The 25,918-nt window shown below is 43.7% G+C and carries 28 protein-coding genes and 1 riboswitch; of the genes, 17 read left to right on the forward strand and 11 right to left on the reverse strand.

Annotated features, from left to right (window positions below; genetic code table 11):
• The first annotated feature begins 143 nt into the window (after positions 1–143).
• The 6 genes from EV146_RS13305 (at position 144) to menC (ending at position 7,662) form a co-directional block, all read left to right on the forward strand.
• Positions 144–1,550, forward strand: a complete 1,407-nt coding sequence (locus EV146_RS13305) for an isochorismate synthase (RefSeq protein WP_241993915.1) — start codon at positions 144–146, stop codon at positions 1,548–1,550.
• A complete protein-coding gene (menD, locus tag EV146_RS13310; RefSeq protein ID WP_132006970.1) occupies positions 1,547–3,304 on the forward strand; it encodes a 2-succinyl-5-enolpyruvyl-6-hydroxy-3-cyclohexene-1-carboxylic-acid synthase in 1,758 nt (585 codons plus the stop codon). The genes EV146_RS13305 and menD overlap by 4 nt, the downstream gene beginning before the upstream one ends.
• Positions 3,282–4,103, forward strand: a complete 822-nt coding sequence (gene menH / locus EV146_RS13315; RefSeq protein ID WP_241993916.1) for a 2-succinyl-6-hydroxy-2,4-cyclohexadiene-1-carboxylate synthase — start codon at positions 3,282–3,284, stop codon at positions 4,101–4,103. Before menD ends, menH begins: the two co-directional genes overlap by 23 nt.
• Positions 4,104–4,146: 43 nt before the next feature.
• Positions 4,147–4,965 carry a 1,4-dihydroxy-2-naphthoyl-CoA synthase gene (menB, locus tag EV146_RS13320; RefSeq protein WP_121611341.1) on the forward strand — a complete coding sequence of 273 codons (819 nt, stop codon included), beginning with the start codon at positions 4,147–4,149 and terminating at the stop codon, positions 4,963–4,965.
• Between the two features lie 101 nt (positions 4,966–5,066).
• Entirely contained in the window at positions 5,067–6,575 is a 1,509-nt protein-coding gene (locus EV146_RS13325; RefSeq protein WP_132006973.1) for an o-succinylbenzoate--CoA ligase, read from the forward strand.
• Positions 6,556–7,662, forward strand: coding sequence for an o-succinylbenzoate synthase (menC, locus tag EV146_RS13330; RefSeq protein ID WP_132006976.1), 1,107 nt, complete (start codon positions 6,556–6,558; stop codon positions 7,660–7,662). The genes EV146_RS13325 and menC overlap by 20 nt, the downstream gene beginning before the upstream one ends.
• Here menC and EV146_RS27580 read toward each other — a convergent pair.
• A complete protein-coding gene (locus tag EV146_RS27580) occupies positions 7,659–7,805 on the reverse strand; it encodes a hypothetical protein (RefSeq protein ID WP_199232683.1) in 147 nt (48 codons plus the stop codon). The two genes, menC and EV146_RS27580, sit on opposite strands and share 4 nt — an antisense overlap.
• A 461-nt stretch (positions 7,806–8,266) precedes the next feature.
• Between EV146_RS27580 and EV146_RS27055 the strand changes: the two genes are divergently transcribed.
• Complete coding sequence (locus tag EV146_RS27055) at positions 8,267–8,458, forward strand: hypothetical protein (RefSeq protein WP_338419215.1); 192 nt, start codon at positions 8,267–8,269, stop codon at positions 8,456–8,458.
• A gap of 126 nt (positions 8,459–8,584) precedes the next feature.
• Positions 8,585–9,796 carry an NO-inducible flavohemoprotein gene (hmpA, locus tag EV146_RS13335; protein WP_132006979.1) on the forward strand — a complete coding sequence of 404 codons (1,212 nt, stop codon included), beginning with the start codon at positions 8,585–8,587 and terminating at the stop codon, positions 9,794–9,796.
• A 36-nt stretch (positions 9,797–9,832) separates the two neighbouring features.
• Here hmpA and EV146_RS13340 read toward each other — a convergent pair whose 3' ends face one another.
• Both EV146_RS13340 and EV146_RS13345 read right to left on the reverse strand, forming a co-directional pair.
• Positions 9,833–9,997: a DUF1540 domain-containing protein gene (locus tag EV146_RS13340; RefSeq protein ID WP_121611344.1), complete on the reverse strand. Its 165-nt coding sequence runs from the start codon at positions 9,995–9,997 to the stop codon at positions 9,833–9,835.
• A gap of 121 nt (positions 9,998–10,118) precedes the next feature.
• A complete protein-coding gene (locus EV146_RS13345; protein ID WP_132006982.1) occupies positions 10,119–11,126 on the reverse strand; it encodes a metal ABC transporter solute-binding protein, Zn/Mn family in 1,008 nt (335 codons plus the stop codon).
• A gap of 205 nt (positions 11,127–11,331) precedes the next feature.
• On the opposite strand from EV146_RS13345, the gene EV146_RS13350 reads away from it, so the two are divergent.
• A complete protein-coding gene (locus tag EV146_RS13350; protein WP_121611346.1) occupies positions 11,332–11,895 on the forward strand; it encodes a beta-class carbonic anhydrase in 564 nt (187 codons plus the stop codon).
• Here the strand turns inward: EV146_RS13350 and yidD are convergent.
• Positions 11,876–12,130, reverse strand: a complete 255-nt coding sequence (yidD, locus tag EV146_RS13355; RefSeq protein WP_132006985.1) for a membrane protein insertion efficiency factor YidD — start codon at positions 12,128–12,130, stop codon at positions 11,876–11,878. The genes EV146_RS13350 and yidD overlap by 20 nt on opposite strands.
• A gap of 135 nt (positions 12,131–12,265) precedes the next feature.
• Here yidD and EV146_RS13360 point away from each other — a divergent pair, with 135 nt between their 5' ends.
• Complete coding sequence (locus EV146_RS13360; protein WP_132006988.1) at positions 12,266–12,739, forward strand: S-ribosylhomocysteine lyase; 474 nt, start codon at positions 12,266–12,268, stop codon at positions 12,737–12,739.
• Positions 12,740–12,766: 27 nt separating this feature from the next.
• On the opposite strand, the gene ytzI is transcribed toward EV146_RS13360, so the two are convergent.
• Positions 12,767–12,931 (reverse strand): YtzI protein, encoded by a 165-nt coding sequence (gene ytzI / locus EV146_RS13365; RefSeq protein ID WP_132006991.1) that lies wholly within the window; start codon positions 12,929–12,931, stop codon positions 12,767–12,769.
• Between the two features lie 119 nt (positions 12,932–13,050).
• On the opposite strand from ytzI, the gene EV146_RS13370 reads away from it, so the two are divergent.
• Positions 13,051–13,488, forward strand: a complete 438-nt coding sequence (locus tag EV146_RS13370) for a Dps family protein (protein ID WP_132006993.1) — start codon at positions 13,051–13,053, stop codon at positions 13,486–13,488.
• Positions 13,489–13,590: 102 nt separating this feature from the next.
• Here EV146_RS13370 and EV146_RS13375 read toward each other — a convergent pair whose 3' ends face one another.
• Positions 13,591–13,848 (reverse strand): DUF6154 family protein, encoded by a 258-nt coding sequence (locus EV146_RS13375; protein ID WP_121611351.1) that lies wholly within the window; start codon positions 13,846–13,848, stop codon positions 13,591–13,593.
• Positions 13,849–14,086: 238 nt separating this feature from the next.
• Between EV146_RS13375 and EV146_RS13380 the strand changes: the two genes are divergently transcribed.
• Together EV146_RS13380 and ytkD are read left to right on the forward strand one after the other, a co-directional pair.
• Complete coding sequence (locus EV146_RS13380; protein WP_121611352.1) at positions 14,087–14,410, forward strand: hydrolase; 324 nt, start codon at positions 14,087–14,089, stop codon at positions 14,408–14,410.
• Positions 14,411–14,509: 99 nt separating this feature from the next.
• Entirely contained in the window at positions 14,510–14,986 is a 477-nt protein-coding gene (ytkD, locus tag EV146_RS13385) for an RNA deprotection pyrophosphohydrolase (protein WP_132006996.1), read from the forward strand.
• A gap of 19 nt (positions 14,987–15,005) precedes the next feature.
• Here ytkD and EV146_RS13390 read toward each other — a convergent pair whose 3' ends face one another.
• The 3 genes from EV146_RS13390 to EV146_RS13400 are packed head-to-tail and all read right to left on the reverse strand — an operon-like array spanning position 15,006 to position 17,589.
• On the reverse strand, positions 15,006–15,818 hold the full coding sequence (locus tag EV146_RS13390; RefSeq protein WP_132006999.1) for an ABC transporter permease: 813 nt from the start codon (positions 15,816–15,818) through the stop codon (positions 15,006–15,008).
• Positions 15,805–16,575, reverse strand: coding sequence for an ABC transporter ATP-binding protein (locus EV146_RS13395; protein WP_132007002.1), 771 nt, complete (start codon positions 16,573–16,575; stop codon positions 15,805–15,807). Before EV146_RS13395 ends, EV146_RS13390 begins: the two co-directional genes overlap by 14 nt.
• A gap of 18 nt (positions 16,576–16,593) precedes the next feature.
• Entirely contained in the window at positions 16,594–17,589 is a 996-nt protein-coding gene (locus EV146_RS13400) for an ABC transporter substrate-binding protein (RefSeq protein ID WP_132007005.1), read from the reverse strand.
• A 123-nt stretch (positions 17,590–17,712) separates the two neighbouring features.
• Here EV146_RS13400 and EV146_RS13405 point away from each other — a divergent pair, with 123 nt between their 5' ends.
• Positions 17,713–18,501 carry an alpha/beta hydrolase family protein gene (locus tag EV146_RS13405; RefSeq protein WP_181215877.1) on the forward strand — a complete coding sequence of 263 codons (789 nt, stop codon included), beginning with the start codon at positions 17,713–17,715 and terminating at the stop codon, positions 18,499–18,501.
• A 37-nt stretch (positions 18,502–18,538) separates the two neighbouring features.
• A complete protein-coding gene (locus EV146_RS13410) occupies positions 18,539–18,781 on the forward strand; it encodes a DUF2584 domain-containing protein (RefSeq protein WP_132007008.1) in 243 nt (80 codons plus the stop codon).
• 61 nt (positions 18,782–18,842) lie between these two features.
• Here the strand turns inward: EV146_RS13410 and pckA are convergent, their stop codons facing one another.
• Positions 18,843–20,429 carry a phosphoenolpyruvate carboxykinase (ATP) gene (pckA, locus tag EV146_RS13415; protein WP_132007011.1) on the reverse strand — a complete coding sequence of 529 codons (1,587 nt, stop codon included), beginning with the start codon at positions 20,427–20,429 and terminating at the stop codon, positions 18,843–18,845.
• Between the two features lie 219 nt (positions 20,430–20,648).
• A riboswitch (SAM riboswitch) is annotated at positions 20,649–20,785 on the forward strand.
• A 177-nt stretch (positions 20,786–20,962) separates the two neighbouring features.
• On the opposite strand from pckA, the gene metK reads away from it, so the two are divergent.
• On the forward strand, positions 20,963–22,162 hold the full coding sequence (gene metK, locus EV146_RS13420; RefSeq protein WP_121611357.1) for a methionine adenosyltransferase: 1,200 nt from the start codon (positions 20,963–20,965) through the stop codon (positions 22,160–22,162).
• Between the two features lie 869 nt (positions 22,163–23,031).
• Positions 23,032–24,930 carry an asparagine synthase (glutamine-hydrolyzing) gene (gene asnB / locus EV146_RS13425; protein WP_132007014.1) on the forward strand — a complete coding sequence of 633 codons (1,899 nt, stop codon included), beginning with the start codon at positions 23,032–23,034 and terminating at the stop codon, positions 24,928–24,930.
• Here the strand turns inward: asnB and EV146_RS13430 are convergent.
• Entirely contained in the window at positions 24,927–25,799 is an 873-nt protein-coding gene (locus EV146_RS13430) for a C39 family peptidase (RefSeq protein ID WP_132007017.1), read from the reverse strand. The genes asnB and EV146_RS13430 overlap by 4 nt on opposite strands.
• Positions 25,800–25,918 lie beyond the last annotated feature (119 nt).

Genomic DNA, 25,918 nt, shown 5'->3' on the forward strand with positions numbered 1-25,918 from the left:
GGCGATAAGTGAAATATATAATAAGGATAAAACTAGGAGTGCAGGGTTTGCAATTGTTGACATAGTCAACTATGAAGTGTATCTTAAAATAAGTTTGAAAACGTATGATAACAGATGAGAGGCTGTTATTGGGGGGAATTAATTTGGTTACCATACAAGATACAGAATTGAGGAAAGGAATCATCGCAGCAATAGACCGCGCTAAAGAGTTATCTCAATCGGTATTGGTAAGCGAAATTCAGCGTATCGAGTATTTTAAGGCTTTTAATTTTTTTGCGGCTGGAAGGAGCCGTTTTTTAGGCGAGAGGTTTTACTGGGAGGATCCCGATGGAACTATGGCTCTTGCAGGATTAGGGGTCACCAGACAAATCCATGCAGATTCTGCACCTGATCGATTTAACCATACTGAATCAGAGTGGAAGCGCTTTATCGAAACGGCGATTATCGTAGGGGATCAAACTGCAACTGGTACCGGACCCGCCATGTTTGGAGGTTTTTCTTTTGATCCGTTAAAGGAAAAGACAGGGCTTTGGTCCAAGTTCTCCGATTCGCTCTTCCATATTCCAAAATATATGCTGACAGTAAAAGGCGGACAGGCATTTTTAACAACAAATGTGGTATGTACGCAGCACGATGATGACTCACTCTTTGAAAAAGTAAATCAGGAAAGATTATCGGTTTTTACAAGCGCTTATGATGATGGTCGGTATAGAAGTGCTGAACTGAAAAAAGTGGAAGAGAAGAACCCCGAAAAGTGGAAAGAAACAGTTTCAAGACTTGTTGCTTCTCTAAAGGACAGCCATTTGAAAAAAGTCGTGCTTGCAAGGGAAATCCGTTTGTTTTTTAATCAGGAAATCGAAATTGAGAAGGTCCTCTCTCATCTGGTCGTGGAACAGAGAGGCAGTTTTCTTTTTGCTTTTGAAGCAAATGGGGATTGCTTTATCGGGGCTTCTCCGGAAAGGCTGGTCAAAAAGGAGGGGGACGAGGTCTTCTCGACGTGCCTTGCCGGTTCGATAGCCAGGGGCGGCACACCTGAGGAAGACAGGATGCTTGGCAAGGCTCTGCTTGAAGACCAGAAAAACTTAAATGAGCATCAATATGTCGTTGAGATGATTTCAGAAGCAATGCTTGAAACATGTGAAAAAGTAAAAATCCCAAACAGTCCCAAGCTTATGAAGATGAAATATATCCAGCATTTGTATACACCAGTTGTGGGCAAGAGCAGAGCAGAAACTTCATTGTTGCACCTTGTTGACCGTCTGCATCCAACCCCTGCACTAGGAGGGCTGCCTAAACAGGATGCAATCGAGAAAATCAGAGAGATAGAAGACCTGGACCGAGGTTTTTATGCAGCTCCAATTGGATGGATGGATTATAAGGCAAACGGTGAGTTTGCAGTTGCGATCCGGTCAGCTCTCGTGCAGGGCAAGGAAGCCTCCCTGTTTGCAGGCTGCGGTGTTTTGGCCGATTCTAATGCCGAGAGTGAATTTAATGAAACGAGCATTAAGTTCCGTCCTATGTTGACAGCGCTAGGGGGTAAGGAGAAATGAATCATCAGGAAGCACTAACTACTTATATAGCAGCATTTGTGGCAGAACTTTCAGCCGCAGGGATAGAGGACGTAGTGATCAGCCCGGGCTCCCGCTCTACCCCCATTGCGATGGTGATGGCGGAGCATCCCGATTTGAACCTTTTTGTTCATGTCGATGAACGATCGGCCGCTTACTTTGCGCTTGGTATTGCCAAAGCAAAAAAGAAACCAGTTGCTGTTCTGTGCACCTCCGGAACTGCTGCTGCCAATTACTATCCAGCTATTATTGAGGCTGGGATTTCCCGGATTCCGTTAATCGTTTTGACGGCAGACCGCCCTCATGAGCTCAGGGATGTAGGGGCACCTCAGGCCATTGATCAAATCCACCTGTACGGCCATAATGTAAAGTGGTTCGTTGAAATGTCCCTGCCGGATAGCCGGGAAGAAATGATCCGTTACTCCCGTACTGTCTGTGCACGTGCAGCAGCCACGGCAATGAAGTACCCTTCTGGGCCGGTTCACTTGAATTTTCCGCTCCGTGAACCGTTAATACCAGCCCTCGATGATCGTCTTTTTAATCTGCAGGAACGTACGGAGGGTTTTGTGGACATCATGCAAGGAGTGCTCACACTTCCGGATGAAGCAATCCAGGCTATGGCGTCGGCGTTAACTTCTGCAAAAAGGGGAATCATTGTGGCCGGCCCCTTGGAGGAAAACGGATTTGCCAGTTCTGTATTAAAACTTGCAGAGCTATTGAAGTTTCCTGTGCTTGCAGATCCTCTTTCCCAGTTGAGAAGCTGCCAACAAGACAGCGGATTGATTATTGATGCATATGATACCATTCTTCGCAGTGAGGAAGCTAAGGCGGCACTGGAACCGGACTTGATCATCCGGTTCGGGGCGATGCCCGTTTCAAAAGCGACCACTATTTTTATCAAGGAAAATCCCAATGCCAGACAAATTGTTATTGATGGCGGAGGCGGGTGGAGAGATCCGCTTATATCGGCAAGTGATATGGTTTATTGCGATGAAACGTATTTATGCAACGCCCTGGTTAAGCATCTAAGTCCTTCAAAGAGTACGGAATACTTGGACATGTGGCGTAATATCAACCTGCACACAAAGGAACAGATTAAGGGAGTCAGAGATCTGACAGAACTTAGCGAAGGGAAACTGTTTCATCTTCTGGCCGATATGCTGCCAAAGGGGGCAGCCCTGTTCGTCGGGAACTCTATGCCGATTCGTGATCTGGACACTTTCTTCCTTAAGAACGATAAAAAAATAAGGGTGTTGGCAAACCGGGGGGCGAATGGAATTGATGGAGTGGTTTCAGCTGCAATGGGGGCTGCCACCGTTCATCAACCAATGTATCTTGTTCTTGGTGACCTAACCTTTTTCCATGACCTGAATGGGTTGATTGCAGCGAAGCTTTTTGAACTAAATATCACTATTCTCTTAGTAAATAATAACGGAGGAGGCATTTTTTCCTTTTTGCCGCAGGCAGAACAGCCCAAGCATTTTGAAAAGCTGTTTGGAACTCCACTTGACCTTGATTTCAGCCATGCAGTAAAAATGTACGGAGGGACTTTTATATCCGTAAAGGACTGGGATCAATATCAACAAGCGTTTAATGAGACTAAAGGACAGCAAGGGCTGCATGTGATTGAGGTTTCGACAGCAAGAGACAGAAATTTAACGGAACATCGAGATTTGTGGAAATCTGTTTCCCGGGAAATAAGGAATCTGTTGGATGATGCAAAGAATGATGGTTAAGATCAGAGGTTTAAACTATCATATTGAAATAAGCGGGAATGGTTTTCCGCTTGTTTTGCTTCATGGGTTTACTGGTGCCGCCTCTACATGGAAGCCTCTTTCACCAGTTTTGCCAACTACGAAGCTCATTATGGTGGATATTATCGGGCATGGGAGAACTGACTCCCCTTTATTGCCGGAGAGATACAGAATAGAAGAAGCTGCGGCAGATTTAAATGATTTGCTTGCAGAATTAGGGTATGAGAAGGTTGATTTACTGGGATATTCTATGGGAGGGAGGCTGGCAATCACTTTTGCTGCCCTATTTCCTGATAAAATCAGAAAGCTGGTGCTAGAAAGCACGAGTCCGGGATTAAAGAACCAGGAGGAGCGGGATGCCCGCATAAAAAGGGATCGGCACCTCGCCGCAAGAATCTTATCGAGCGGCCTCGAAAATTTTATCAATTACTGGGAAGACATCCCTCTATTCAAGACGCAGATGCATCTCCCTGCATCCGTAAGGGAACAAATAAGAAAGCAGCGCCTGCAAAATGATCCTCAAGGCCTTGCCAACAGTCTAATCGGAATGGGGACAGGTGCCCAGCCCTCATGGTGGGAAGCCCTGGATGAATTTAGCTATGAAACTCTGATCATTACTGGAGATCTGGATGCTAAATTTTGCGAAATCGGCAGTGAAATGAAAAACTTGATTCCAAAAGCCCAGCATGTATCCATTGCAAATGCCGGCCATGCAATTCATGTGGAAGAACCAGAGAAATTTGGTACAATAGTAAGTGGGTTTTTGTCGAAGAATGACTGAAAAGCCCAAATTAGATTATATGTACATATTAGGAGGAGTTTGAATGGCAGTCGAGTGGGTATCACAACGATCTTACGAAGATATTTTATATGAAACATATAATGGAATCGCAAAAATTACGATTAATCGCCCTCAGGTCAGGAATGCGTTCACCCCTAAGACCGTTACGGAGCTAATTGATGCATTTGCCTATGCACGCGATGACTCCAATATTGGCGTTATTATCCTTACGGGGGCCGGGGATCAGGCATTCTGTTCCGGCGGGGACCAGAAAGTGCGCGGCCATGGAGGTTACGTTGGAGACGACCAGATTCCACGCCTAAACGTATTGGACCTGCAGCGTTTAATCCGCATTATTCCTAAACCTGTTATTGCAATGGTAAGAGGGTACGCAATTGGCGGCGGTCATGTGCTTCATGTAGTCTGTGACCTTACCATTGCAGCTGATAATGCCATCTTCGGACAAACCGGCCCTAAGGTCGGAAGCTTTGACGCAGGTTATGGCTCAGGCTATCTTGCCAGGATTGTCGGCCATAAAAAGGCTAGGGAAATCTGGTATCTTTGCCGGCAGTATAATGCCCAGGAAGCTCTCGACATGGGACTTGTCAACGCCGTAGTACCTTTGGAACAAGTAGAGGAAGAAACGATTAAATGGTGCGAGGAGATCCTTGAAAAGAGCCCGACGGCACTTCGCTTCCTGAAAGCTGCGATGAATGCCGATACTGACGGTCTGGCAGGAATTCAGCAATTTGCCGGGGATGCAACACTCCTTTATTACACAACAGATGAAGCGAAAGAGGGCCGTGATGCGTTTAAGGAAAAACGCAAGCCTGATTTTGGACAGTTTCCTCGTTTCCCTTGATCACATAGATTCACTCTGAAACAGCTTGATGGATATCCATCAGGCTGTTTTGTTACAAAAGGACAGATTTTTAGGCTAAAAGGAAAAAGGATGGTTTTTTTATGGAACAGCAAATGCCAAACTGGCTAAAAAAGCGTGCTGAGTTAACACCGGAGCGGACGGCATTAATTTTTGAAAATAAAAGCTATACATTTCTGCAATTATATCAATCAGCCTCCAAGGCTGCAGGCCAATTGGCCTTCGCAGGAATCAGTTCTGGTGAGGTTGCAGCTGTCCTGCTGCCAAATCACTCCGATTCAGTGATGATCCTTTATGCACTCCAAATGATGGGAGTACGGACTGTCATTTTAAATAATAGGCTGACTGCCAAGGAACTAGCCTGGCAGCTTGAGGATTCGGATGCAGCTGCTCTTATCAGCGAAGATAGCTTTGAGGAAAAACTGAGTCAGATTAAAAAGGAGAGTACGATAAAAATCCTGCCCAAGGAAAAGATCTTTCAATTTCCCGAAGCAGACTTCCAACTTCTAGAGGAATATCATTTGGACGAGGTTACAACGGTTATGTACACGTCAGGAACAACAGGGTCACCTAAAGGAGTTTTGCAAACATACGGGAACCACTGGTGGAGTGCCGCGGCCTCCGCGTTGAACATCGGATTGCAGGAAAATGATAAATGGCTTTGTGCAGTTCCAATCTTTCATATCAGCGGCTATTCAATTCTGATGCGCAGCCTTGTCTACGGAATGTGTGTTGTTTTGTACCGAAACTTTAATGAAAGGATTGTTCTGGAAGGAATTGAACAACATAGGGTAACGATTATGTCTGCGGTCAGCACAATGCTGCTCAGGCTGACCGACGCTCTTGGGGAAACACGTCTCCCCGAGTTCTTCAGGTGCTTGCTTCTGGGAGGAGGACCAGCCCCCCTTTCCCTGCTGGAAACATGCAAGCAAAAGGGGATACCTGTGTATCAAACCTATGGAATGACGGAAACCTCTTCACAATTTGCGACTCTTGCTCCTGAGTACAGCCTGGAGAAGCTTGGATCTGCAGGTAAAGCTCTTTTTCCGAATCAAATTAAGATTATTTCCGAACTGGGGATCGAAGTTCCTGCACAATCGGAAGGGGAAATCATTGTGAAAGGGCCGAATGTCACTCCAGGTTATTTGCATCGAGAAGATGAAACAAAAGAAAAAATTAAAAAAGGCTGGCTTCATACAGGAGATCTCGGCTACCTGGACAAGGATGGATTTCTTTATGTTCTTGACCGCAGGACAGATCTCATTATTTCAGGTGGGGAGAATATTTACCCTGCGGAAATTGAAGGAGTCCTGCTGGGTCATAAAGCAGTCGAGGATGCTGGAGTGATTGGTGTAGCTGACCCTGAATGGGGTCATGTTCCTTTGGCCTTCGTCGTCAGAAAGGCCGGGGCAGCGATTGATGAATCCTCCCTGATTTCCTACTGTACAGACAGTCTTGCAAAGTATAAAGTTCCAAAAGGGATTGTTTTTAGTGAGTCACTTCCCCGCAACGCTTCCAAAAAACTTTTAAGAAGGAAACTGCGTGACTGGGCCGCAGGACAAGGAGAAACGCATGAACCTTCAAAGGATTAAGCTGACAGTCATAAAAATGCCGTTGAAAATTCCTTTCTCTACCCATCTTGAAACTGTTTCCGAACGGGAATCCATACTGGTTGAGGCGACAGGGAAGGATGGGGCGCAAGGATACGGGGAAGGGGTGGCGTTCTCCTCCCCGTGGTATACAGAAGAGACAGTAAAGACTTCTCACCATATGCTCAAAGACTTCCTTATTCCGTTGCTAAAGAGGTCGCCGGTTCATCATCCCGCAGAGATTGAACATCTGTTTCGTTCCATTCGGAGAAATCAGATGGCAAAGGCGGCGATTGAAACAGCGTTATGGGATCTTGACGCAAAAAGGAGGGGTGTGTCCCTTGCACGACGATTGGGAAGCACGGCTGGACGAATTCCCTCTGGAGTGGTTATTGGAACGCCTGACATAAATGATGCGATTTCGCACATAGAGGATTATATCCTGAAAGGTTTCCAGCGTGTGAAAATAAAAATTTTCCCGGATCACGATATTGAGTTTGTCAGGGAACTTAGACGGAGGTTTCCAACCCTCGATATTATGGCTGATGCAAATTCTGCCTACACCCTGGAAGATGTCGACCGTCTGAAAGCACTTGATGAATTTGGACTAATGATGATCGAACAGCCTCTGGCGAGTGATGATATCATCGATCACGCGGTCCTGCAGAGACAAATTGCCACGCCTGTATGTCTTGATGAAAGCATCGTCAGTTATGAAGATGCACGGAAAGCCATCGAAATTGGAAGCTGCAAGGTAATTAACATTAAAATAGGGAGAGTGGGCGGACTTTATACGGCTGTAAAGATTCATGATATGTGCAAGGAAAAAGGGCTCCCTGTCTGGTGCGGCGGGATGATTGAATATGGGGTATCCCGGGCACATAACATTGCTCTGGCTTCATTGCCGGGGTTTACGATTCCAGGAGATATATCAGGCTCTGACCGTTATTGGGAAGAAGATATTGTCACTCCGGAAATAAAGGTGGAAGACGGATTCATCGAAGTGCCAACTAAACCAGGCATCGGTTTTCAACTAAACTTAAAAAGACTGAAGGAAGTTACGGTTTCAGAAGAAGTTTTTGACTTCTAATGGTAGAACGATCTGTTGGAACAGATCGGTTCAGATTGTCGTTTTTCTTTTATATCATCGAATATATGCTCGATGGTTTCCTTCCGTTTCGCATAGATGTCCTTTTCCTTCTTGTTTATGCCTAATGTGGTATTCTTCCACATACCACCATTTGATGATCCCGGCTTTATGTGCAGCTGGCGCAAATTCTCTTCAGTGATTTGTATTCGCGTTATCCCTCCTTGACACTGCTCGAATACCTTGGGGATTTCACGAGCCGGGGAAATGTAACTGTCTTAGTGTTCGTCATAAGCATAATCATGCTTTCGGAAAAATCCATTTACTTGGCCGTATATGTCATCTCGTTTTAAATCAGTAACTTTGCAATGGCAGGTGTTTTTATAAGCTGATGCAGCGGTAACGGCCTGTGGCTTTCCGGCCTTCTCGATCACTTGATTCACTATTGGCTCTAGGAGTAGAATGTCTTGCATATTGCCTGGCGTCACAATTGTTCCCAGGACAAATCATTACGATCCGAAGTTGCATCTTATTTTAAAATGGACATATATAACGCTTGAGGGGATGGGTTTGCTGCACATTGATTATTAAAACCCTGTTGATTGGAGTGGAAGGCGTGAAGACTCCTGCGGGATCAGCGGGACAGGTAAGACCCCGCAGGAGCATTAGCGACGAGGAGGCTTACCGCCCGCCCCGCGGAAAGCGAAACGCATGGAACGGAAGTCAACAGCCAGTTTTACAGCCAGACAAAATTAAAAAGAGACTGCAGATCAACTCGATTTTCATCAAGTATGTCTAGTCCCAAACAATCTGTTGGAACAGATCGTTTTTTTTTGCATTTAGTGTGATTTATATCACTTCCTTTACTTTCAATTTTTTTTATAATCACTATGTAAATGTTAAAAAAGATAAGGAAGTGTTGGCTTTGTTAGATCAAAAAACCATTGATGTGATTAAATCTACTGTTCCGGTGCTTGCTGAATACGGTGAGAAAATCACCACGGTGTTTTATCAGCAAATGTTTAAAGCCCATCCAGAACTGTTGAATATTTTTAATCATGCAAACCAAAAGCAAGGGAGGCAGCAGCAGGCATTGGCGGCCACTGTTTATGCAGCTGCAAGCTACATAGACAACCTGGAAGCCATTATTCCTGCTGTAAAGCAAATCGCCCATAAGCATCGGAGTCTGGGAATTAAACCCGAGCATTACCCTATTGTCGGAACTCATCTGCTTGGAGCGATAAAAGATGTACTCGGGCCAGCTGCGACCGACGAAATCATCGAGGCGTGGGGAAGGGCTTATAACATAATTGCAGATGTTTTCATCAGCATTGAAGCAGAAATGTATGACGAAGCAAAAAAACAGCTGGGAGGCTGGGAAGGCTTTAAGCCATTTGTTGTAGTCGATAAGGTAAAAGAAAGTGACGTAATCACTTCGTTTTATTTGAAGCCCGAGGATGGATTTTTACCGGCACAGTTCAAGCCGGGCCAATATATTTCAATTAAGATTGAGGCAGAAGGAGAACGATTTACGCATATCCGTCAATACAGCCTGTCTAATGCCCCCGGAAAGGATTATTATCGGATCAGCGTAAAAAGGGAATCTGGAAATGATAAACCGGAGGGAATTGTCTCCAACTATCTCCACGACGCCGTGAATAAAGGGGATGCTGTGAGCATCAGTGCTCCTGCAGGAGAGTTTATCCTTGATATGGAGAAGGATAACCCACTCGTTTTAATAAGTGGAGGTGTCGGAATAACTCCATTGGCAAGCATGCTCAATGCCATCGTGGATTTGCAGCCGGAACGGCCGGTTACGTTTATCCATGCTGCTGGAAATAGTAAAGTCCATGCTCTTCGTGACGAAATTGAACGTGCATCAGCAAGAGGGAATGCCAAATCAATTGTTTTTTATGACCAGCCATTGAATGAGGACCAGGAGCAGAACTTATTCGACTTTAAGGGATATATATCAAGAGAATGGCTCGAAGATTATATAAAACTGGATGATGCGGAATTTTATTTTTGCGGGCCAGTTCCATTTATGAAATCAATTAACGCTTCCTTAAGAGAACTGGGAGTGCCAGAGGAACGTATCCATTTTGAGTTTTTTGGTCCTAAGGGGAATTTGGAATGAGCGGTCTAAACAGGCAGAATCCTCTGCCTGTTTTATTTAACTTAACGCGTCTGCAGGTTCGAACGTTTTGCAGTCGGTTTCCCTGCTGTTATCAGCGGTTTCTCCTGAATTACTCACAACATAGATCCGGTCTGCACTGCAAAGATTGCCTTTTGCCCAGTATTGACAGTTATTCACTTCACATAAAACATCCTTTGCCATTCGGTATCACTCCTTTTATTGGTTGATACATGATTTATTCTTCTCTGTACCGCCTTGCTTAACCTATGTAATAACAGGATGAAATGTAAAAAAAAATCCTCCCCGGTCAGGGAGGAGGAATCTATTTATTTAAAGCAGTATCAAGCGTTTCAAGATTTGTCTCCATAAGGCTGAAGTAATTTTCGTCCTGTTCAATATCTGCTTCAGTTAAAACGGAAAGATTGTGAAGGGTCAGGGCTTTCGCATCCAATTCCTTTTGTACCGCTTCACCCAGTTTTGAGTTGAAATTCTGCTCGAAGAGAACGTACTTCAAGCCGCTGCTTTTCGCATGATCAATCAGTTCCTGCAATTCCTTCTGTGAAGGTTCGTTTGCCGTAGAAAGTCCCGAAATGCTGATTTGCTCAATTCCATATCGTTCTTCCCAGTATCCGTACGCAGAGTGGGCAACAATAATTTCCTTGTGGGCTGCAGATTGAGTGACCTTTTTAAACCCTGAATTAAGTTCATCCAATTCTTTCTCAAGGTCAGCCAAATTCTGTTCAAAGACATTTTTATGATCCGGTGCCAATTCCGCTAACTGGTCTTTGATTGCAGCGGCAAGGTCTTTGGAGTAAATGGGATCCAGCCACACATGGGGGTCAATATCGCCATGGTCATGGCCATCATGGTCATGGTCATCATGCTCATGGCCGGATTCATCTTCATGAGAATGCTCTTCTTCACTATGCTCCTCATGGGTGTTTTCTACCCCTTGAGTATCTTCAAAATGAATGTTTTCACCTGCAGCAAGCATCACAACATCTTCTTTTTCCAGGATACCTTCTGCTTTACTTACGAAGCCTTCAAGGCCCAGGCCGACATAAGTAAATAAATCGGCGTCCGCAAGCTTGATCATATCCTTTTGCGAAGGCTCAAAGGTATGCTCATCAGCACCAGGCGGATAGATGGTCTGGACATTTACAAATTCTCCGCCAATTCTCTCGGTGAAATATTGTAGTGGATAGACAGTGGTAAACACCTGAAGAGCGTCTTCCGCAGCCTCGTTCTCTTTCTCCTTTTCAGCATTTCCACAGCCTGTAAGGAGCAAACCAATTATTAATATGACAGTCAATAACCCATTTTTTTTCATAAATACCTCCATGTTTTAAAACGAATTGATTACGATTTACAAGATATTCATATTCTTAATAAATCAAATAATACGTAATGATTACGATTTGTACTTTTGTATCTTACATAAAAAATTAAAAAAAATCAAGGAAGATATTTGGCGAAGAAAAAATATTAAGGTATCCTATTGAATAAAGAATAATTTTTAAGGGAGTAGGTATCTTATGAAATTACTGGAAAACATTTTGAATCACAATGAAAAGTTTGTTGCTGAAAAAAAGTATGAAGAGTTTGAAACAACTAAATTTCCCAATAAGAAGATGGTCATTTTAACTTGTATGGATACAAGGCTGCTGGAGCTTCTGCCAAAGGCTCTTAATGTGGGAAATGGCGATGTAAAAATCGTCAAGAATGCAGGGGCTCTTGTGGCGCATCCTTTTGGGAGTATTATGAGGAGTTTGCTTGTCGCTGTTTACCAGCTGCAGGCTGATGAGGTTTTGGTAATTGGGCATCATGATTGCGGGATGAGCGGGATGAAGCCGGAAATTATGCTTGAGGAAATGAAAAAACGAGGCATCAGTGAAGAAACGCTGGAAACTCTCGCGTATTCAGGAATTGATGTTAACGGCTGGCTGAAGGGATTTGAAAATGTAAAAGAAAGCGTAGCCCACAGTGTGGACATGATCAACAACCATCCTTTGATGTCTAAAGAAATTCCGGTGCATGGACTAGTCATTGATCCCGCTACAGGAAAGCTTGATCTGGTCATTAACGGCTACGAGTCTTAATTCTCTTTTTTCTTGGCCACTCCGTCGGTACGTAGTCAAAGCCTCCAGGATGAAATGGGTGGCATTTCATAATTCGGATGAAGGTTAACAGTCCGCCTTTAAAAGGCCCAAATCGCTGAACAGCTTCAATACCATAATGGGAGCATGTAGGATAAAATCGGCAGCTTGGGGGTTTAAGCGGCGAAATAACGACTTGATAAAAGCGAAATAAGCTTAACAATGCTTTTTTTAACAAGGCAGGTCACTCCTTTTATCTTCACAATACCATATCTTTTCTCTATCGTCTAAAGATGAAAAAGTGAGAAAACTGATGAAAGAACAAGGGATTTCATGTATGATAATGGGGATAACGAAAAGGAGTGATTGATATATGCCTTCAGTAGAAAGCTTTGAACTTGACCATAATGCCGTTAAAGCTCCTTATGTAAGACACTGTGGTGTCCATAAGGTGGGCAGCGATGGAGTTGTGAATAAATATGACATTCGTTTTTGCCAGCCGAACAAACAGGCTATGAAGCCCGATACGATCCATACTCTCGAGCATCTTTTAGCGTTTAATATCCGTGAACATGCCGAGAAACACAGCCACTTTGATATTATTGATATTTCTCCGATGGGATGCCAGACGGGGTACTATTTAGTGGTAAGCGGTACACCTACTGTTGAGGACATTATTGATCTTCTTGAGGATACGATGAAAGCGGCAGTCGAGGTTACTGAAATTCCTGCGGCCAATGAAAAACAATGTGGCCAGGCAAAGCTTCATGATCTGGAAGGTGCGAAGCGTTTGATGCGCTTTTGGCTGGATCAGAGCAAAGAAGACCTTAAAGAAGTGTTTGCATAAAAATAACGAAGCCGATAACAGGCTTCGTTATTTTTTTTCCTGATCAATTGAATTTGAATCCGTTTTAATGTTGGGATTCTCATCAAGAGGATCGACGGTGTGCTTATAAGTATAGGCTTTCGATGTTGTCAAAACAGCGAGCAGCAGTACGGCAAGAACAATGATGACAGAAACGACCAGTACAGCATACATAAAAAGTCCTCCTTTGCTACATAATGATTTTATCATGTTTCTGTGCAAGGAGTTAACTGCCTTAAATGTTTTAATAGGTACGGGCCTGGGGAATATATGCTTTAGGAGGATGATTTTTTATGTCAAACGAACTAATACAAGCTGTCAATCAGCAGGTAGCGAACTGGACTGTCCTTTACACAAAACTGCATAACTTTCACTGGTATGTAAAAGGACCACATTTCTTTACTCTTCATACTAAGTTTGAGGAATTGTACAACGAAGCGGCCGTAATAGTGGATGAGTTTGCAGAGCGAATTCTCGCCCTTGACGGAAAACCTGTTGGGACAATGAGAGAATGCCTTGAGCTTGCTACAGTTGAAGAGGCAACAGGAAATGAAAATGAGAATGATATGATCCAGGCTCTAAGCAGTGATTTTTCTAGAATTGTGGATGAATTGCAGGCCGGGATCGAGCTGGCACAAAAGGTTGAAGATGAAGGCACTGCCGATATGCTATTGGGCGTCAAGAAAAGCGTCCGTAAGCACTTATGGATGTTCAAAGCATATCTCGGTTAAGAATAAAAAAGCTTGCAGGCTTAACGAGGTCTGCAAGCTTATTTTTCTATATTAAAAGCCCGTCTTAAAGGCGGGCTTTTAATATGTATGTATTGAAATGGATCAATGGATATTGCGCGATGGAAATAATGGAGCACGATGCTGACCATACTCCTCCTGGGCAAACTTTCCCTTCAGGCTTTCGATGAGGTAAATACCCATAAGGTCATAAAGTTCCTGAGTGTCCAATTCTTTAATAATATGGAGCAAGTCTTCCCGATTCATTTCCTCCAGGAAGGCAAAAGCAAGCATATCAATGTCTTCTTCGTCACCAGTCAATTTATTGCGATATAACTCATAAAGTTCGTCGATCAATTTCATGTTTCTCACCTCTTCTTTCAAGTTTGATTCTTATCCATTGAGCAAGTCTGATGTTTTATAATTAGTAGATACCCTTCAATAAAGTATTTATTCCTTTTCAATGATAAACAATACCTTTTTCATTTTTATTTTAACACGAAAACAAACTTGGCAAACAGTATATATTCTGATTTTTTATCTAAGAGTATTAATGGAGGCAGATGGAGAAAATAAAAGGCATCAAAGGAGTGAATAATCCATGGCAGACGGAAAAAAAACCTACTATATTGACGTAGGAAGAGGGGAAATATCGCAAAGTGCGACCGCATCTTCCTGGAATTTTAAAGTTGACGCAAATGACGAGGAAATCACGATGCTCAGGGAGGAATTTGACCAAAATTATTCAACGGACTGGCAAAATTTCTTCCGGGCCCATGTTCCTTATGTCCAATATCACTATGACAGGGAAAATGATGCCCAGGATCAATCCTTGCTGCGAATATATGAAATGATCCATAAGCTTGGGGATCAAGAAGCAAAAAGTCATATTGAAAGCATGGGAATCCTGCCTGGCAATAAGTAAAAGTATTAGGCAGGCTGGATAAAAACAATGTTCATTGCCCTCGCAGCTATTCGTTGTATAATCATAAAAGGGAAAACTATGGATTTGCGAGGGATATATATGGAGCATTTTAAAGATGCGAACGGTTATGAAGTTGTGCTCTCGTTTAATTTGAATGCGTTTGGAAGAGAGCCTGATCATGTACTTGTTCTATGCAAGTATCAGGAGAGCTGGCTGTTGACTGACCATAAATTGCGAGGCTGGGAATTCCCCGGTGGAAAAAAAGAAAATGGCGAAACGCTGGAACAATCGGCTGCCCGTGAGGTTTATGAGGAAACGGGCGGGATTGTTAGCAAGCTGTCGTTTCTTGGCGAATATCAAGTATCTTCAGAAGCACCTGTTGGTTCCTTTATCAAGCGAATCTATTATGCGGAAATAGACAGTATCGATCCGAGGAATGATTATCTTGAAACCAATGGCCCGGTAATTGAGTCTGGAGACATTTTAGCTGAGCGGATTAAGCCCCATTACAGTTTTATCATGAAAGATGATGTAGTACGGATGTGCCTTTTGCATCTGGAAGCGGCCAGGCGGTAAAGCAGGCCGCTTTTCACTGCTAAGCTGATCCGTTTTTTATCAGTTTCTTTTCCAGAAGTTCTACAAGCTGATACATAATCGTTGCAAATACGGCAATGACCAGCAAGGAAAGAAGCACCAGGGTAAAATCAAACACCTGGAAACCGTAAATGATCATGTAGCCTAGTCCTCTGGATGAAACAAGGAATTCTCCTACAATGACTCCCACCCATGACAATCCGACGTTTACTTTTAATGTAGAGATGATTGTTGGGAAACATGCAGGCAAAATCGCTTCTTTGAAGCATTGTGACCTCGTTGCCCCGAAGGTTTGCAATACTTTCAAGTAATTGGGATCTACCTCCTTAAAAGATGTATAGACCACAATCGTTGTGATGATGACAGATATAATCGCACCCATGGCAATGATGGAGGTTAGGGTAGGCCCGAGAGCAACAATCAATATTGGCCCCAATGCTACTTTTGGCATTGCATTTAATATGACCAGATAAGGATCGAGAACCTTTGAAAGGATTGGAGACCACCATAAAATTGCTGCGAGCAGCGTTCCTGACAATGTTCCGATGATAAACCCCAAAACCGTTTCAAGAAGGGTGAAGCTAAGGTGCACTGCAAGGGAGCCATCAAGGATTTTTATGATCAACAGGTCCCAAATCTTTGATGGGGAGCTGAAGATTAAGGGATCGATCCAGGAATGATGGCTGGCTATTTCCCAGCTGGAAAAAAACAAAAGGAAGATAAGCAGCTGATAAAAGCGAACCAGTTTTTTTTCACGTTTTAAGCCCGTTAAATATTTATTATGAAGAAGCTTTATGTCATTATTCAGGCTCAAGGGACTCCAGCTCCTTCCATATGGACTGAAAAAGCTCATTGAACATTGGGTGGCTGCGGGCATTGAAAGGGGACATTGACCGTATCTCCTCCGGAATAAAAAACGTTTTGTGAAGCTTGCCTGGTCTGGGCGAGAGCAGGAATACTCTGTCGCTCATGGCAACTGCTTCCCCAATGTCATGTGTGACAAGAATAGCGGTTTTTTTAAAGCTTTTTAAGGTGGAGGAAACCAGATCTTCCAGTTTTAGTTTCGTTTGGTAATCAAGTGCGGAAAAAGGCTCATCCAGCATCAGCAGCTTAGGTTCAGTAGCCAAAGTCCTGACAAGAGCCACTCGTTGACGCATCCCGCCCGACAGCTGTTTAGGATAGGACGTTTCTACCTTCCCCAGGCTCATCTTTTCAAGAAGGTGCAGCGTTTTTGCTTTACTGTCCGCAGTCAGGCGGCCGTTTACTTTTAAGCCCAGGAGGATATTTTCCTCGATGGTTTTCCAGGGGAAAAGATAATCCTGCTGAAGCATATAGCCAATGTCATTTTTTTTGGATTCTACGGGTTTATTTTCAAGAAGGACAGACCCCTCTGTTGGCTTCAGCAAGCCGGCTATGATTGAGAGCAGGGTGGTCTTTCCGCAGCCGCTTGGTCCCAGGAAGGAAATGAATTCACCCTCCCTGACATCCAGCGAGATATCGGTCAGAGCCGTTGTGAAGGAGGATTTAGTGAAATACGTATGGCAAATCCCTTTTAGAGTTAAAAAGTCCATCTACCTTCTCTCCCTCCGTTAATTCATGACTCCTTCGGCAATCTTTGTGTTCACAAGGGTATCATGATTGATTTCTTGTGGAAGTTCCCCTGCTTCATTCATGATATTCTGCAGGTTCTTCCATTCTTCTTCGTCCAAAATTGGATTCTTTGCAAAAGATTCCTGTCCTTTGTATCGGTCGATGACCATTTCAATAACTTTGGCTTCTGTGTCTTCGAAATAAGGCTGGATTGCCTCGGCAACCTCTTTTGAGCTGTGAGAGTATACCCATTGCTGTGCTTTGTAGATTGCTCTGGTAAACTTCTCGATTATTTCCTGATTTTCATCTATAAAGCTTTGTTTTGCCATAAAAGTGGTATATGGTACATGACCGGACTCTGTACCAAAGGATGCGACAATATGACCTCTGCCTTCTTTTTCAAAGATACTGGCAGTTGGTTCGAACAGCTGGACGTAGTCGCCAGTTCCGGACGCAAAGGAAGTGGCAATATTGGCAAAATCAATGTTCTGAATCAGATTCAAATCATTGCGAGGATCGATTCCGTGTTTTTTTAGAACAAACTCGCCAACCATTTGAGGCATCCCGCCCTTGCGCTGTCCGAGAAAGGTGGATCCTTTCAATTGGTCCCAAGTGAAGTTTTCAACTTTTTTCCTGGAAACGAGGAAGGTGCCGTCGGTCTGTGTTAATTGAGCGAAATTGATAACTGGGTCACTCGATCCCCTGGCGTAAACGTAAATGGAGGTTTCAGAACCCACAAGGGCAATATCGGCGCCATCCGAAAGCAGCGCTGTCATGGTCTTGTCGCCTCCCGCAGTAGTGGCCAAATCGACCTTTAATCCCTCATCCTCAAAAAAACCTTCTGCAAGGGCAACATATTGGGGAGCATAAAAGATAGAGCGGGTGACCTCGGCTATGCGAATGGTCTGGATTTTTTCCTGCCCACAGGAAGCCAAAGGAATAATCAAAACGAGAATAATGAATAAAGTTAATGCTGGTTTGATCCACTTTTTCATCGAATATACCTCCTTTTGAATTAGCATAATTATTGTAATTGGTTAGTGATATCGTATGAAATCCATAAAAATGTGTGAATGCCTATGTCAGTCGTTCACGAATAAGGGCAAGGGGTGAACATAATGAAAACGGATGGAAAGATTATTTCCTCTTACAAGTTTCCTTCCCCGAATCCGAATGTGACTCTTTCCATGGTTACTTATTACTCTGGGGGCTTGAAAGTGAAGGGATTGTTGGCAAAGCCGGTTGAAGGAGACGGATTCGATGGATTTTTATATTTACGGGGCGGAATCAAGAATGTAGGCCAGGTAAGACCGGCAAGAATTGCGCAGTTTGCATCGGAAGGCTTTGTAGTTTTTGCTCCTTTTTACCGTGGAAATCGGGGAGGAGAGGGAAACGAGGATTTTGCAGGCAGTGACAGACAGGATGCGTTTGCAGGATATGAGTTATTAAAAGCCTGCCCTGGAGTAAACAAAGTACATATATTTGGTTTCTCGCGCGGTGGGGTGATGGCCTTGCTGACAGCGATTCAATACCCGGATGCGGCTTCCATGGTCACATGGGGAGGAGTAAGCGATCTTGCTTTGACGTATATGGAAAGAAAAGACTTAAGGAGAATGATGAAAAGAGTGATTGGAGGCACTCCGGCAAAATTTCCGGGACGTTACCGCTACAGAACCCCCCTGTATAATCTGGAGCAGCTCGAATCCCCAGTGTTAATCATTCATGGAGAAAAAGACAAAAATGTTTCCATAGAGCACTCGCTTCGTTTGGAGAAGCGGCTTAATGAATTGAGCAAACCGGTGACAAGCTGGTACTTCCAGGAATATACACATTATTTCCCTCCTGCGATGAACCGCCGGGTGGTAAAAGATTTAACGAAGTGGATGAAAAGTCAGGCCCAAAAATGATAAAATAAGATAAAGAACCCTGGAAGGAGTGCGTCAAATGGGGATGCCGCTAGAGCTAAATACAATGATTGTCACGAAAGGCCGGGAGGAAAGAATTGAAGAAAATTTGTTTGTTCTTCGGAAGGAAGGCTACAGGCTATATCCTTTAGGGATACCGCTTGAAGTAAAAAAGACGATTGAAGGGGATACCAGCGGAACTGCCGTAATCAAAAAAGTGGAATGGGCGGATGAATCTACTGTATTAACCTACCAGCTGTTATCACTCAACACAACGAATTAAATAGATAAAAAATGATAACAGGGCAGCTGCTTCGTTTGCAGCTGCCCTGTTCTGTCATGTGCTAGGCCAAAGGGCCTCCTATTTCTTCAATTTCAGAAGAAACGCCTGTAAACTTTTTAAAGTTTGTTTTAAACTTTTCAGCAAGATCCCGTGCTTGTTTGAAATACATTTCCTCATTTGCCCACGTTTTAACAGGCATCAGCACTTCATCCGGCACCCCTGGTACGTGAAGGGGTATCTTCAGGCCAAATATTTCATCCCTTACTGTTTCAGCATCATTTAATTCCCCTTCCAGTGCTGCCTGGATCATTGCCCGTGTGTAAGCAAGTTTAATCCTGCTTCCGGTTCCATAATTACCGCCGGTCCATCCTGTGTTGACCAGATACACTCTCGTGTTGTATTCATCAATTTTTTCACCTAGCATCTCGGCATATCTGGTAGCAGGCAACGGGAGGAACGGAGAACCAAAACAAGCGGAAAAAGTCGCTTCCGGTGAAGTAACGCCACGTTCTGTTCCTGCTAGCTTGGAGGTATAACCGCTCAGGAAATGGTACATCGCCTGTTCTTTTGATAATTTTGATATTGGCGGCAGCACGCCGAAAGCATCAGCTGTCAAGAAAACAATCGTATTGGGATGTCCTGCTACACTTGGGACAACAATATTATCAATTGCCCCGATTGGATAGGCAGCTCTTGTATTTTCAGTTAAAAAGCCATCATTATAATCCGGGGTACCCGTCTCCTGACGGACAACGACATTTTCTAAAACAGAGCCAAAACGGATTGCATTGAATATTTGAGGTTCTTTTTCTTTTGAAAGATTAATACACTTTGCATAACAGCCGCCCTCAATATTGAAAACTCCGTTGGAAGACCAGCCATGTTCATCATCTCCGATAAGCCTTCTGTTGGGATCGGCAGAAAGTGTGGTCTTTCCTGTGCCGGATAAACCGAAAAACAGGGCAACATCACCCTCTCGGCCAACATTGGCTGAACAATGCATAGGAAGTGCACCCTTTTCAGGCAGGAGATAGTTCATGACAGAAAAGATGGACTTCTTCATTTCACCTGCATATTGAGTGCCCCCGATTAGTATGACCCTTTGTTCAAATGAAATCATAATAAAGGCCTCTGATCTTGTTCCATCCAACTCAGGCACCGCCTTGAAATCCGGGACAGAAATAATGGTAAATTCGGCTGCATGGCTTTCCAGTTCTTCTTCGGAAGGATTGATAAACAGCTGATGGGCGAATAAATTATGCCATGCATATTCATTTATGACCTGAATTGGAAGTCTGTATTTTTTGTCTGCTCCAGCAAACCCCTTAAACACAAATACTTCTTCTTTGCCTCTTAAATAATCGAGCACTTTGGTGTAAAGCCTTGAAAATACCTCATCGGAAACAGGTTCATTAACACTTCCCCAATCAATGGATCCGGCAGTGGAAGCCTCTTTGACTATAAATTTGTCCCTGGGTGAACGCCCGGTATACTTGCCAGTAGAGGCGCACACAGCCCCGGTGGCTGTTAGGCTTCCTTCCCTCCGTGAAAGTACCTTTTCAACCAGGCGGGGAACAGATAGCTGGAATTGTATATTCCCCCCTTGCAGCAACTGGTCAACTTCATTTTTTACACGTATTTGTGCCATCTGATGAAAACCTTCCTTTATATATGAATTGGATGAAAGCATTTACATCTCTACATTAGTATAACACATTAAGGGGAATAATTTATACTATTTATCTGAAAATTCATCCTTATTTTGTTTTAATGCTCTTATAGAATGGATGATGAATTATGCTGGCAGTTCACAAAATATTTGACTATATTTTTAATGTTGAGTATCATTGGGTTTTGAACGGATACTCTCTTATCCCGAGCTGGTGGAGGGACAGGCCCTGTGAAACCCAGCAACCTGCTGTAGAAGAAATGACCAGTGGAAGGTTTATTCTCTGAGCAAAGGTGCTAACCTGATGCAAGGAAACACTCCTTGAACGATAAGAGTGAAAGGCGCGAATTTGATGCATCAAACCTTTCCTCAAGATGGAAAGGTTTTTATTTTTGCGTCATTTTTCTCATAAAAACTTGGCGTTTATTTCATACTACATAGGGAATGAGTACCGTATCAATCCGGGGATCAGCCGATCCTGCGTTATTTCATAAAATTAAGGAGGAAATCGGATGTCAACCAAACGTCGTTTGTTTACTTCTGAATCAGTGACAGAAGGCCATCCCGATAAAATCTGCGATCAAATTTCTGATTCCATTTTGGACGCAATTTTAGCAAAGGATGCCAATGCCCGCGTTGCAGCTGAAACTTCTGTTACCACTGGCCTTGTGCTGGTAGCAGGGGAAATTACTACTTCTACATACGTAGATATTCCTAAGATTGTCCGCGATACAATTAAGGACATTGGGTACACTCGCGCAAAGTATGGATTCGATTCTGAGACTTGTGCAGTCCTGACATCAATCGACGAACAATCAGCTGATATTGCAATGGGTGTTGACCAGGCTCTTGAAGCTCGTGAAGGACAGATGTCTGATGAAGAGATCGAGGCAATTGGTGCAGGAGATCAGGGGCTGATGTTCGGCTTTGCCTGCAACGAAACAAAGGAACTAATGCCTTTGCCAATCTCTTTGGCTCATAAGCTTTCCCGCCGCCTGACTGAAGTTCGCAAGGAGGAAATTCTTCCTTACCTCCGTCCGGACGGCAAAACACAGGTTACGGTTGAATATGATGAAAATGATAAGCCTGTTCGAATTGATACCATTGTTATTTCCACCCAGCATCACCCGGAAATTTCGCTTGAACAAATTCAGCGAAATGTTAAAGAACACGTGATTAACCCGGTTGTCCCGAAAGAACTGATTGATGAAAATACAAAGTATTTCATCAACCCGACTGGCCGCTTTGTTATCGGCGGGCCTCAAGGAGATGCAGGCTTGACTGGCCGCAAAATCATTGTTGACACTTACGGGGGGTATGCACGCCACGGCGGCGGTGCTTTCTCCGGAAAAGATCCAACAAAGGTTGACCGTTCAGCTGCCTATGCTGCCCGTTACGTTGCCAAGAACCTGGTTGCCGCCGGACTTGCTGATAAAGTAGAAGTGCAGCTTGCCTATGCAATTGGTGTGGCGAAGCCGGTATCCATTTCCGTTGATACGTTCGGTACAGGAAAAGTGGGTGAAGATACTTTAATTGACCTGGTATCCACTAACTTCGACCTTCGACCTGCAGGAATCATCAACATGCTTGACCTTCGCAAGCCAATTTACAAGCAAACAGCAGCATATGGCCACTTTGGCCGCACGGATGTAGATCTGCCATGGGAACGTACCGATAAAGCAGAAGCGCTTCGCGAGCAGGCACGCATTTAACAAGTTTTGTATCAGGAGTTACATTTCGATGTAACTCCTGTTTGCGTTTTTGAATAATTGGAAGAGAAGAGGAGATTTAGGGCTGGAAATGGGAAGCTGTTTGGCACTTGTGTTTTGCAGGTTTCATTAAGGGCAGCGGAGATTACATAAAAAGTGACAATTGGGGAGGAATTAATAGCTAATCCAAGTTGGAGTTCTGCAGTCATGTTAAGGGAAAACATGGTTTGGAGGGAAGATAGAGGAGGGCTACGTGTCCTGATTAGGGAGAACCCCTGAGTAAAGGGAAGGTAGAGGAGGGCTACGTGACTTAATTAGGGAGAAACCCTGAGTGGAGGGAAGGCAGAGGGGAGCTACGTGCCCTAATTAGGGAGAAACCCTGAGTGGAGGGAAGGTAGGGCTACGTGACCAATTCGGGGGAAACCCTGAGTGGAGGGAAGGTAGAGGATGGCTACGTGCCCTATTTAGGGAGAACCCCTGAGTAAAGGGAAGGTGGAAGAGTCCTAAGTGTCCTAGCCAGAGGAAAAACGGGAAGAGTGAAGGTATATAATTCCTCATTGCATTCTATAAAAAGTTTAATTGGAAGCTATGCAGCAGCTTCCAATTAAATAGGTGGAAGGAACTAAAAGCCGTCTTTTCCTATTTGTGAAAAAAGAAGGGTTTAATCATTGGAGATACAGTTACCATGCTGCCCACAAATGTTTTAGCTTTGGCAAATATGTGGAATATGTATGTTATTGGTTTATTTTTCCCGCGAAAAATTTTTAGGTTCGTTAATGCAAAATGAAAGGATTTAATGGTAGTATAGAGAGTATGCTTTTGTTGCAGATTTGAGCAGCAATAATTTTTGAATGGAGTAGGTGACGTACATAATGTGTGGTTTTATCGGTTGTGTACATGAAAATACACAGGAATACAGCAATGAACAAAAACAGCTGTTTAAAAATATGAATGACATCATCACGCACAGAGGACCTGATGACGACGGCTATTATTTCGACGAACATATTCAATTTGGCTTTCGCCGTTTAAGCATTATTGATATTGAATGTGGCGCACAGCCTCTTACCTATGAAAATGAACGTTATTGGATCATTTTTAATGGAGAAATCTATAATTATGTTGAGCTTCGTGAGGAACTTCTTAAAGAAGGCCTGAACTTTGCCACTCATTCCGATACGGAAGTCATCATCGCCCTATACAGCCATTATAAGGAAAAAGCTGTTGAGAAGCTTCGCGGGATGTTTGCATTTGTCATTTGGGATAAAGAAGAGCAGAGCCTTTATGGCGCAAGAGATCCTTTTGGCATTAAGCCGTTTTTCTACTTTAATGATGGAGAGCGTACATTCTTTGGTTCGGAAAAGAAAAGCATCCTCCTTGCCCTTGAAAACGACGTTCTTGACTATGAATCCCTGCAGCATTATATGACGTACCAGTTCGTTCCGGAGCCTAACACGATGTCAAAGGGAATCCAAAAATTAGAGCCGGGGCATTACTTCACCAAAAAAATTGGCTCCCCGATGGATATTAAACGTTATTGGAAAGCGCATTTCCACCCAGTAGTTAAGTCTGAAGATGAATTTACGAAAGAAATCAGGGATGTATTGTATGATTCGGTAAAAATCCATATGCGAAGCGATGTTCCTGTCGGCTCATTCCTGTCAGGCGGGATTGATTCATCGATCATTGCTTCCATAGCCAAAGAATACCACCCAGCCATTAAGACCTTCTCTGTAGGATTCGAGCAAAATGGGTTCAGTGAAATCGATGTTGCGAAGGAAACAGCAGAGAAGCTTGGGGTTGAGAACATCAGCTATATTATTTCCCCGGAGGAATATATGGCCGAGCTTCCAAAAATCATGTGGCATATGGATGATCCATTGGCCGACCCAGCATGCGTTCCTTTATATTTCGTCGCACGCGAAGCCCGCAAGCATGTGACAGTCGTACTGTCAGGAGAAGGGGCTGACGAGCTTTTTGGCGGTTATAACATTTATCGTGAACCGCAGGATCTGGAGGTTTTCAATAAGATTCCTGCCATTGGCAAATCGCTTTTAAAGGGGATTGCGACCATTATGCCGGAGGGCATGAAGGGAAAGAGCTTCATCGAACGCGGTGTAACCCCAATGGAAGAACGGTATATCGGGAACGCCAAGATGTTTACTGAAGAAGAAAAACGGGGCTTGCTGACTTCCTATAAAGAGGGGCTGCAATACACAGACGTAACAAAACCTCTTTACAATGAAAGCAGGGGATATGACCCAGTAGACCGGATGCAATACATTGATATCCATACCTGGATGCGCGGTGATATTCTGCTTAAAGCAGATAAAATGACCATGGCTCATTCACTTGAGCTTCGGGTTCCGTTCCTGGATAAGGCTGTGTTCGAAACAGCTTCCAAAATACCAACCAGCTTAAAAACAGCAAATAACACAACAAAATATATCCTGCGCAAGGCTGCCAGGGGAGTAGTGCCGGACCATGTGCTTGATCGCAAAAAGCTGGGCTTCCCTGTGCCGATCCGTCACTGGCTGAAGAATGAAATGAATGAGTGGGCAAAGAATCTGATTAAGGAAAGCAATACTGATCATTTAATTAACAAGGCCTACTTGTTAAAGCTTCTTGACGACCATTGCCAAAATAAGGCGGACAACAGCCGTAAAATTTGGACTGTTTTAATGTTCATGCTGTGGCATGATGTATATGTAGAAAAAAAATACTCCTTTCAAAAGGAGTATGAATTGAATAAGTCACTTCAGACCAATTAATTTGGGAGGTAGGTAATCGCCTGTTTTCCCATTTGCACCCATGCTTCCTCAAAATGGCAGATGGGTGCTTTTTTATTTTTTTTACCGGTCAGTGGATCATTAAAATAAACGTATTTATCATCATATCCAGTCACCAGAACCGCATGCTCTTTATATGTGACTGAAATCTCGCCATTTGGTGTGTACCAGGTTTCAAACTGGCTTTGATTCAGCCTTTTATAGCTAGTGTTGATGATGACCCAGACAGGCCTGCTATCGGATAAATGAATCTTCAGCTCCTGAAAGGGAATTCCGGTTAAGTCCAGAACTCTGTCTGGCAAATATAGCTCGGCCAGTTCCTTTATGGGTTGATGATAAACACCGAGACCGGGTTTGGAAAAAGTATACATATTTCCAACGAAGCCCTCATTCGGGTCGCCATAATATATCTTTCCGTGTTTCACTTTTTTTGCTGCTGGATTTTTTCTAATCTCTTTGGCAAGCTCCATTTTGTCTGCAGGAACACCGGCATGCTGAAGGAGCATCGCAAGACTGGTGACCTCGCATCCTCTTGGGAGTTCAGGCAGCTGTGAAATCAAGGGGGCGTTGATTTTTACATGGTCCTTGATTTTAATGACGGGTACAAACACATCATTTTTACCAGGCTCTGTCTGGGCCTCCACAGGCTGGATCCATTTTTTGACCAAGTCCACGGCCTTGTCCATGTGAAGAGACTCCGGGCTTTCCAGAATAGGACCGCTGGCCAGAATCAGGAAAATGGTCATAAAACTAAGAATGGACCTTAGCGCGGTTGACTGTTTTTTTAACGTAAAGAAAGCAATGAGCAATAAAACAATCAGGAAGCTGATCATTATGCAAAGCAGTATCATGAAAATTCACCTTTGAAATCCCGCATATGCCAGGGATGGAATGGGTAAAGTATATTGATTATTATCGGCAATAATCCGGATTTCTTAAGTGACATTTGATACCAGATTTAATATGGTCA

Source organism: Mesobacillus foraminis, from assembly GCF_004340465.1.
In the GTDB taxonomy this organism is placed as follows: domain Bacteria; phylum Bacillota; class Bacilli; order Bacillales; family Cytobacillaceae; genus Mesobacillus_B; species Mesobacillus_B foraminis.

Coding starts and splice junctions, on each gene's coding strand:
- menD (WP_132006970.1), top strand. CDS start 1,547: ATGAATCATCAGGAAGCACTAACTACTTATATAGCAGCATTTGTGGCA.
- menH (WP_241993916.1), top strand. CDS start 3,282: ATGATGCAAAGAATGATGGTTAAGATCAGAGGTTTAAACTATCATATT.
- menB (WP_121611341.1), top strand. CDS start 4,147: ATGGCAGTCGAGTGGGTATCACAACGATCTTACGAAGATATTTTATAT.
- EV146_RS13325 (WP_132006973.1), top strand. CDS start 5,067: ATGGAACAGCAAATGCCAAACTGGCTAAAAAAGCGTGCTGAGTTAACA.
- menC (WP_132006976.1), top strand. CDS start 6,556: ATGAACCTTCAAAGGATTAAGCTGACAGTCATAAAAATGCCGTTGAAA.
- EV146_RS27580 (WP_199232683.1), bottom strand. CDS start 7,805: ATGTGGAAGAATACCACATTAGGCATAAACAAGAAGGAAAAGGACATC.
- EV146_RS13340 (WP_121611344.1), bottom strand. CDS start 9,997: ATGGCAAAGGATGTTTTATGTGAAGTGAATAACTGTCAATACTGGGCA.
- EV146_RS13345 (WP_132006982.1), bottom strand. CDS start 11,126: ATGAAAAAAAATGGGTTATTGACTGTCATATTAATAATTGGTTTGCTC.
- EV146_RS13350 (WP_121611346.1), top strand. CDS start 11,332: ATGAAATTACTGGAAAACATTTTGAATCACAATGAAAAGTTTGTTGCT.
- EV146_RS13360 (WP_132006988.1), top strand. CDS start 12,266: ATGCCTTCAGTAGAAAGCTTTGAACTTGACCATAATGCCGTTAAAGCT.
- ytzI (WP_132006991.1), bottom strand. CDS start 12,931: ATGTATGCTGTACTGGTCGTTTCTGTCATCATTGTTCTTGCCGTACTG.
- EV146_RS13370 (WP_132006993.1), top strand. CDS start 13,051: ATGTCAAACGAACTAATACAAGCTGTCAATCAGCAGGTAGCGAACTGG.
- EV146_RS13375 (WP_121611351.1), bottom strand. CDS start 13,848: ATGAAATTGATCGACGAACTTTATGAGTTATATCGCAATAAATTGACT.
- EV146_RS13380 (WP_121611352.1), top strand. CDS start 14,087: ATGGCAGACGGAAAAAAAACCTACTATATTGACGTAGGAAGAGGGGAA.
- ytkD (WP_132006996.1), top strand. CDS start 14,510: ATGGAGCATTTTAAAGATGCGAACGGTTATGAAGTTGTGCTCTCGTTT.
- EV146_RS13395 (WP_132007002.1), bottom strand. CDS start 16,575: ATGGACTTTTTAACTCTAAAAGGGATTTGCCATACGTATTTCACTAAA.
- EV146_RS13400 (WP_132007005.1), bottom strand. CDS start 17,589: ATGAAAAAGTGGATCAAACCAGCATTAACTTTATTCATTATTCTCGTT.
- EV146_RS13405 (WP_181215877.1), top strand. CDS start 17,713: ATGAAAACGGATGGAAAGATTATTTCCTCTTACAAGTTTCCTTCCCCG.
- EV146_RS13410 (WP_132007008.1), top strand. CDS start 18,539: ATGGGGATGCCGCTAGAGCTAAATACAATGATTGTCACGAAAGGCCGG.
- pckA (WP_132007011.1), bottom strand. CDS start 20,429: ATGGCACAAATACGTGTAAAAAATGAAGTTGACCAGTTGCTGCAAGGG.
- metK (WP_121611357.1), top strand. CDS start 20,963: ATGTCAACCAAACGTCGTTTGTTTACTTCTGAATCAGTGACAGAAGGC.
- asnB (WP_132007014.1), top strand. CDS start 23,032: ATGTGTGGTTTTATCGGTTGTGTACATGAAAATACACAGGAATACAGC.
- EV146_RS13430 (WP_132007017.1), bottom strand. CDS start 25,799: ATGATACTGCTTTGCATAATGATCAGCTTCCTGATTGTTTTATTGCTC.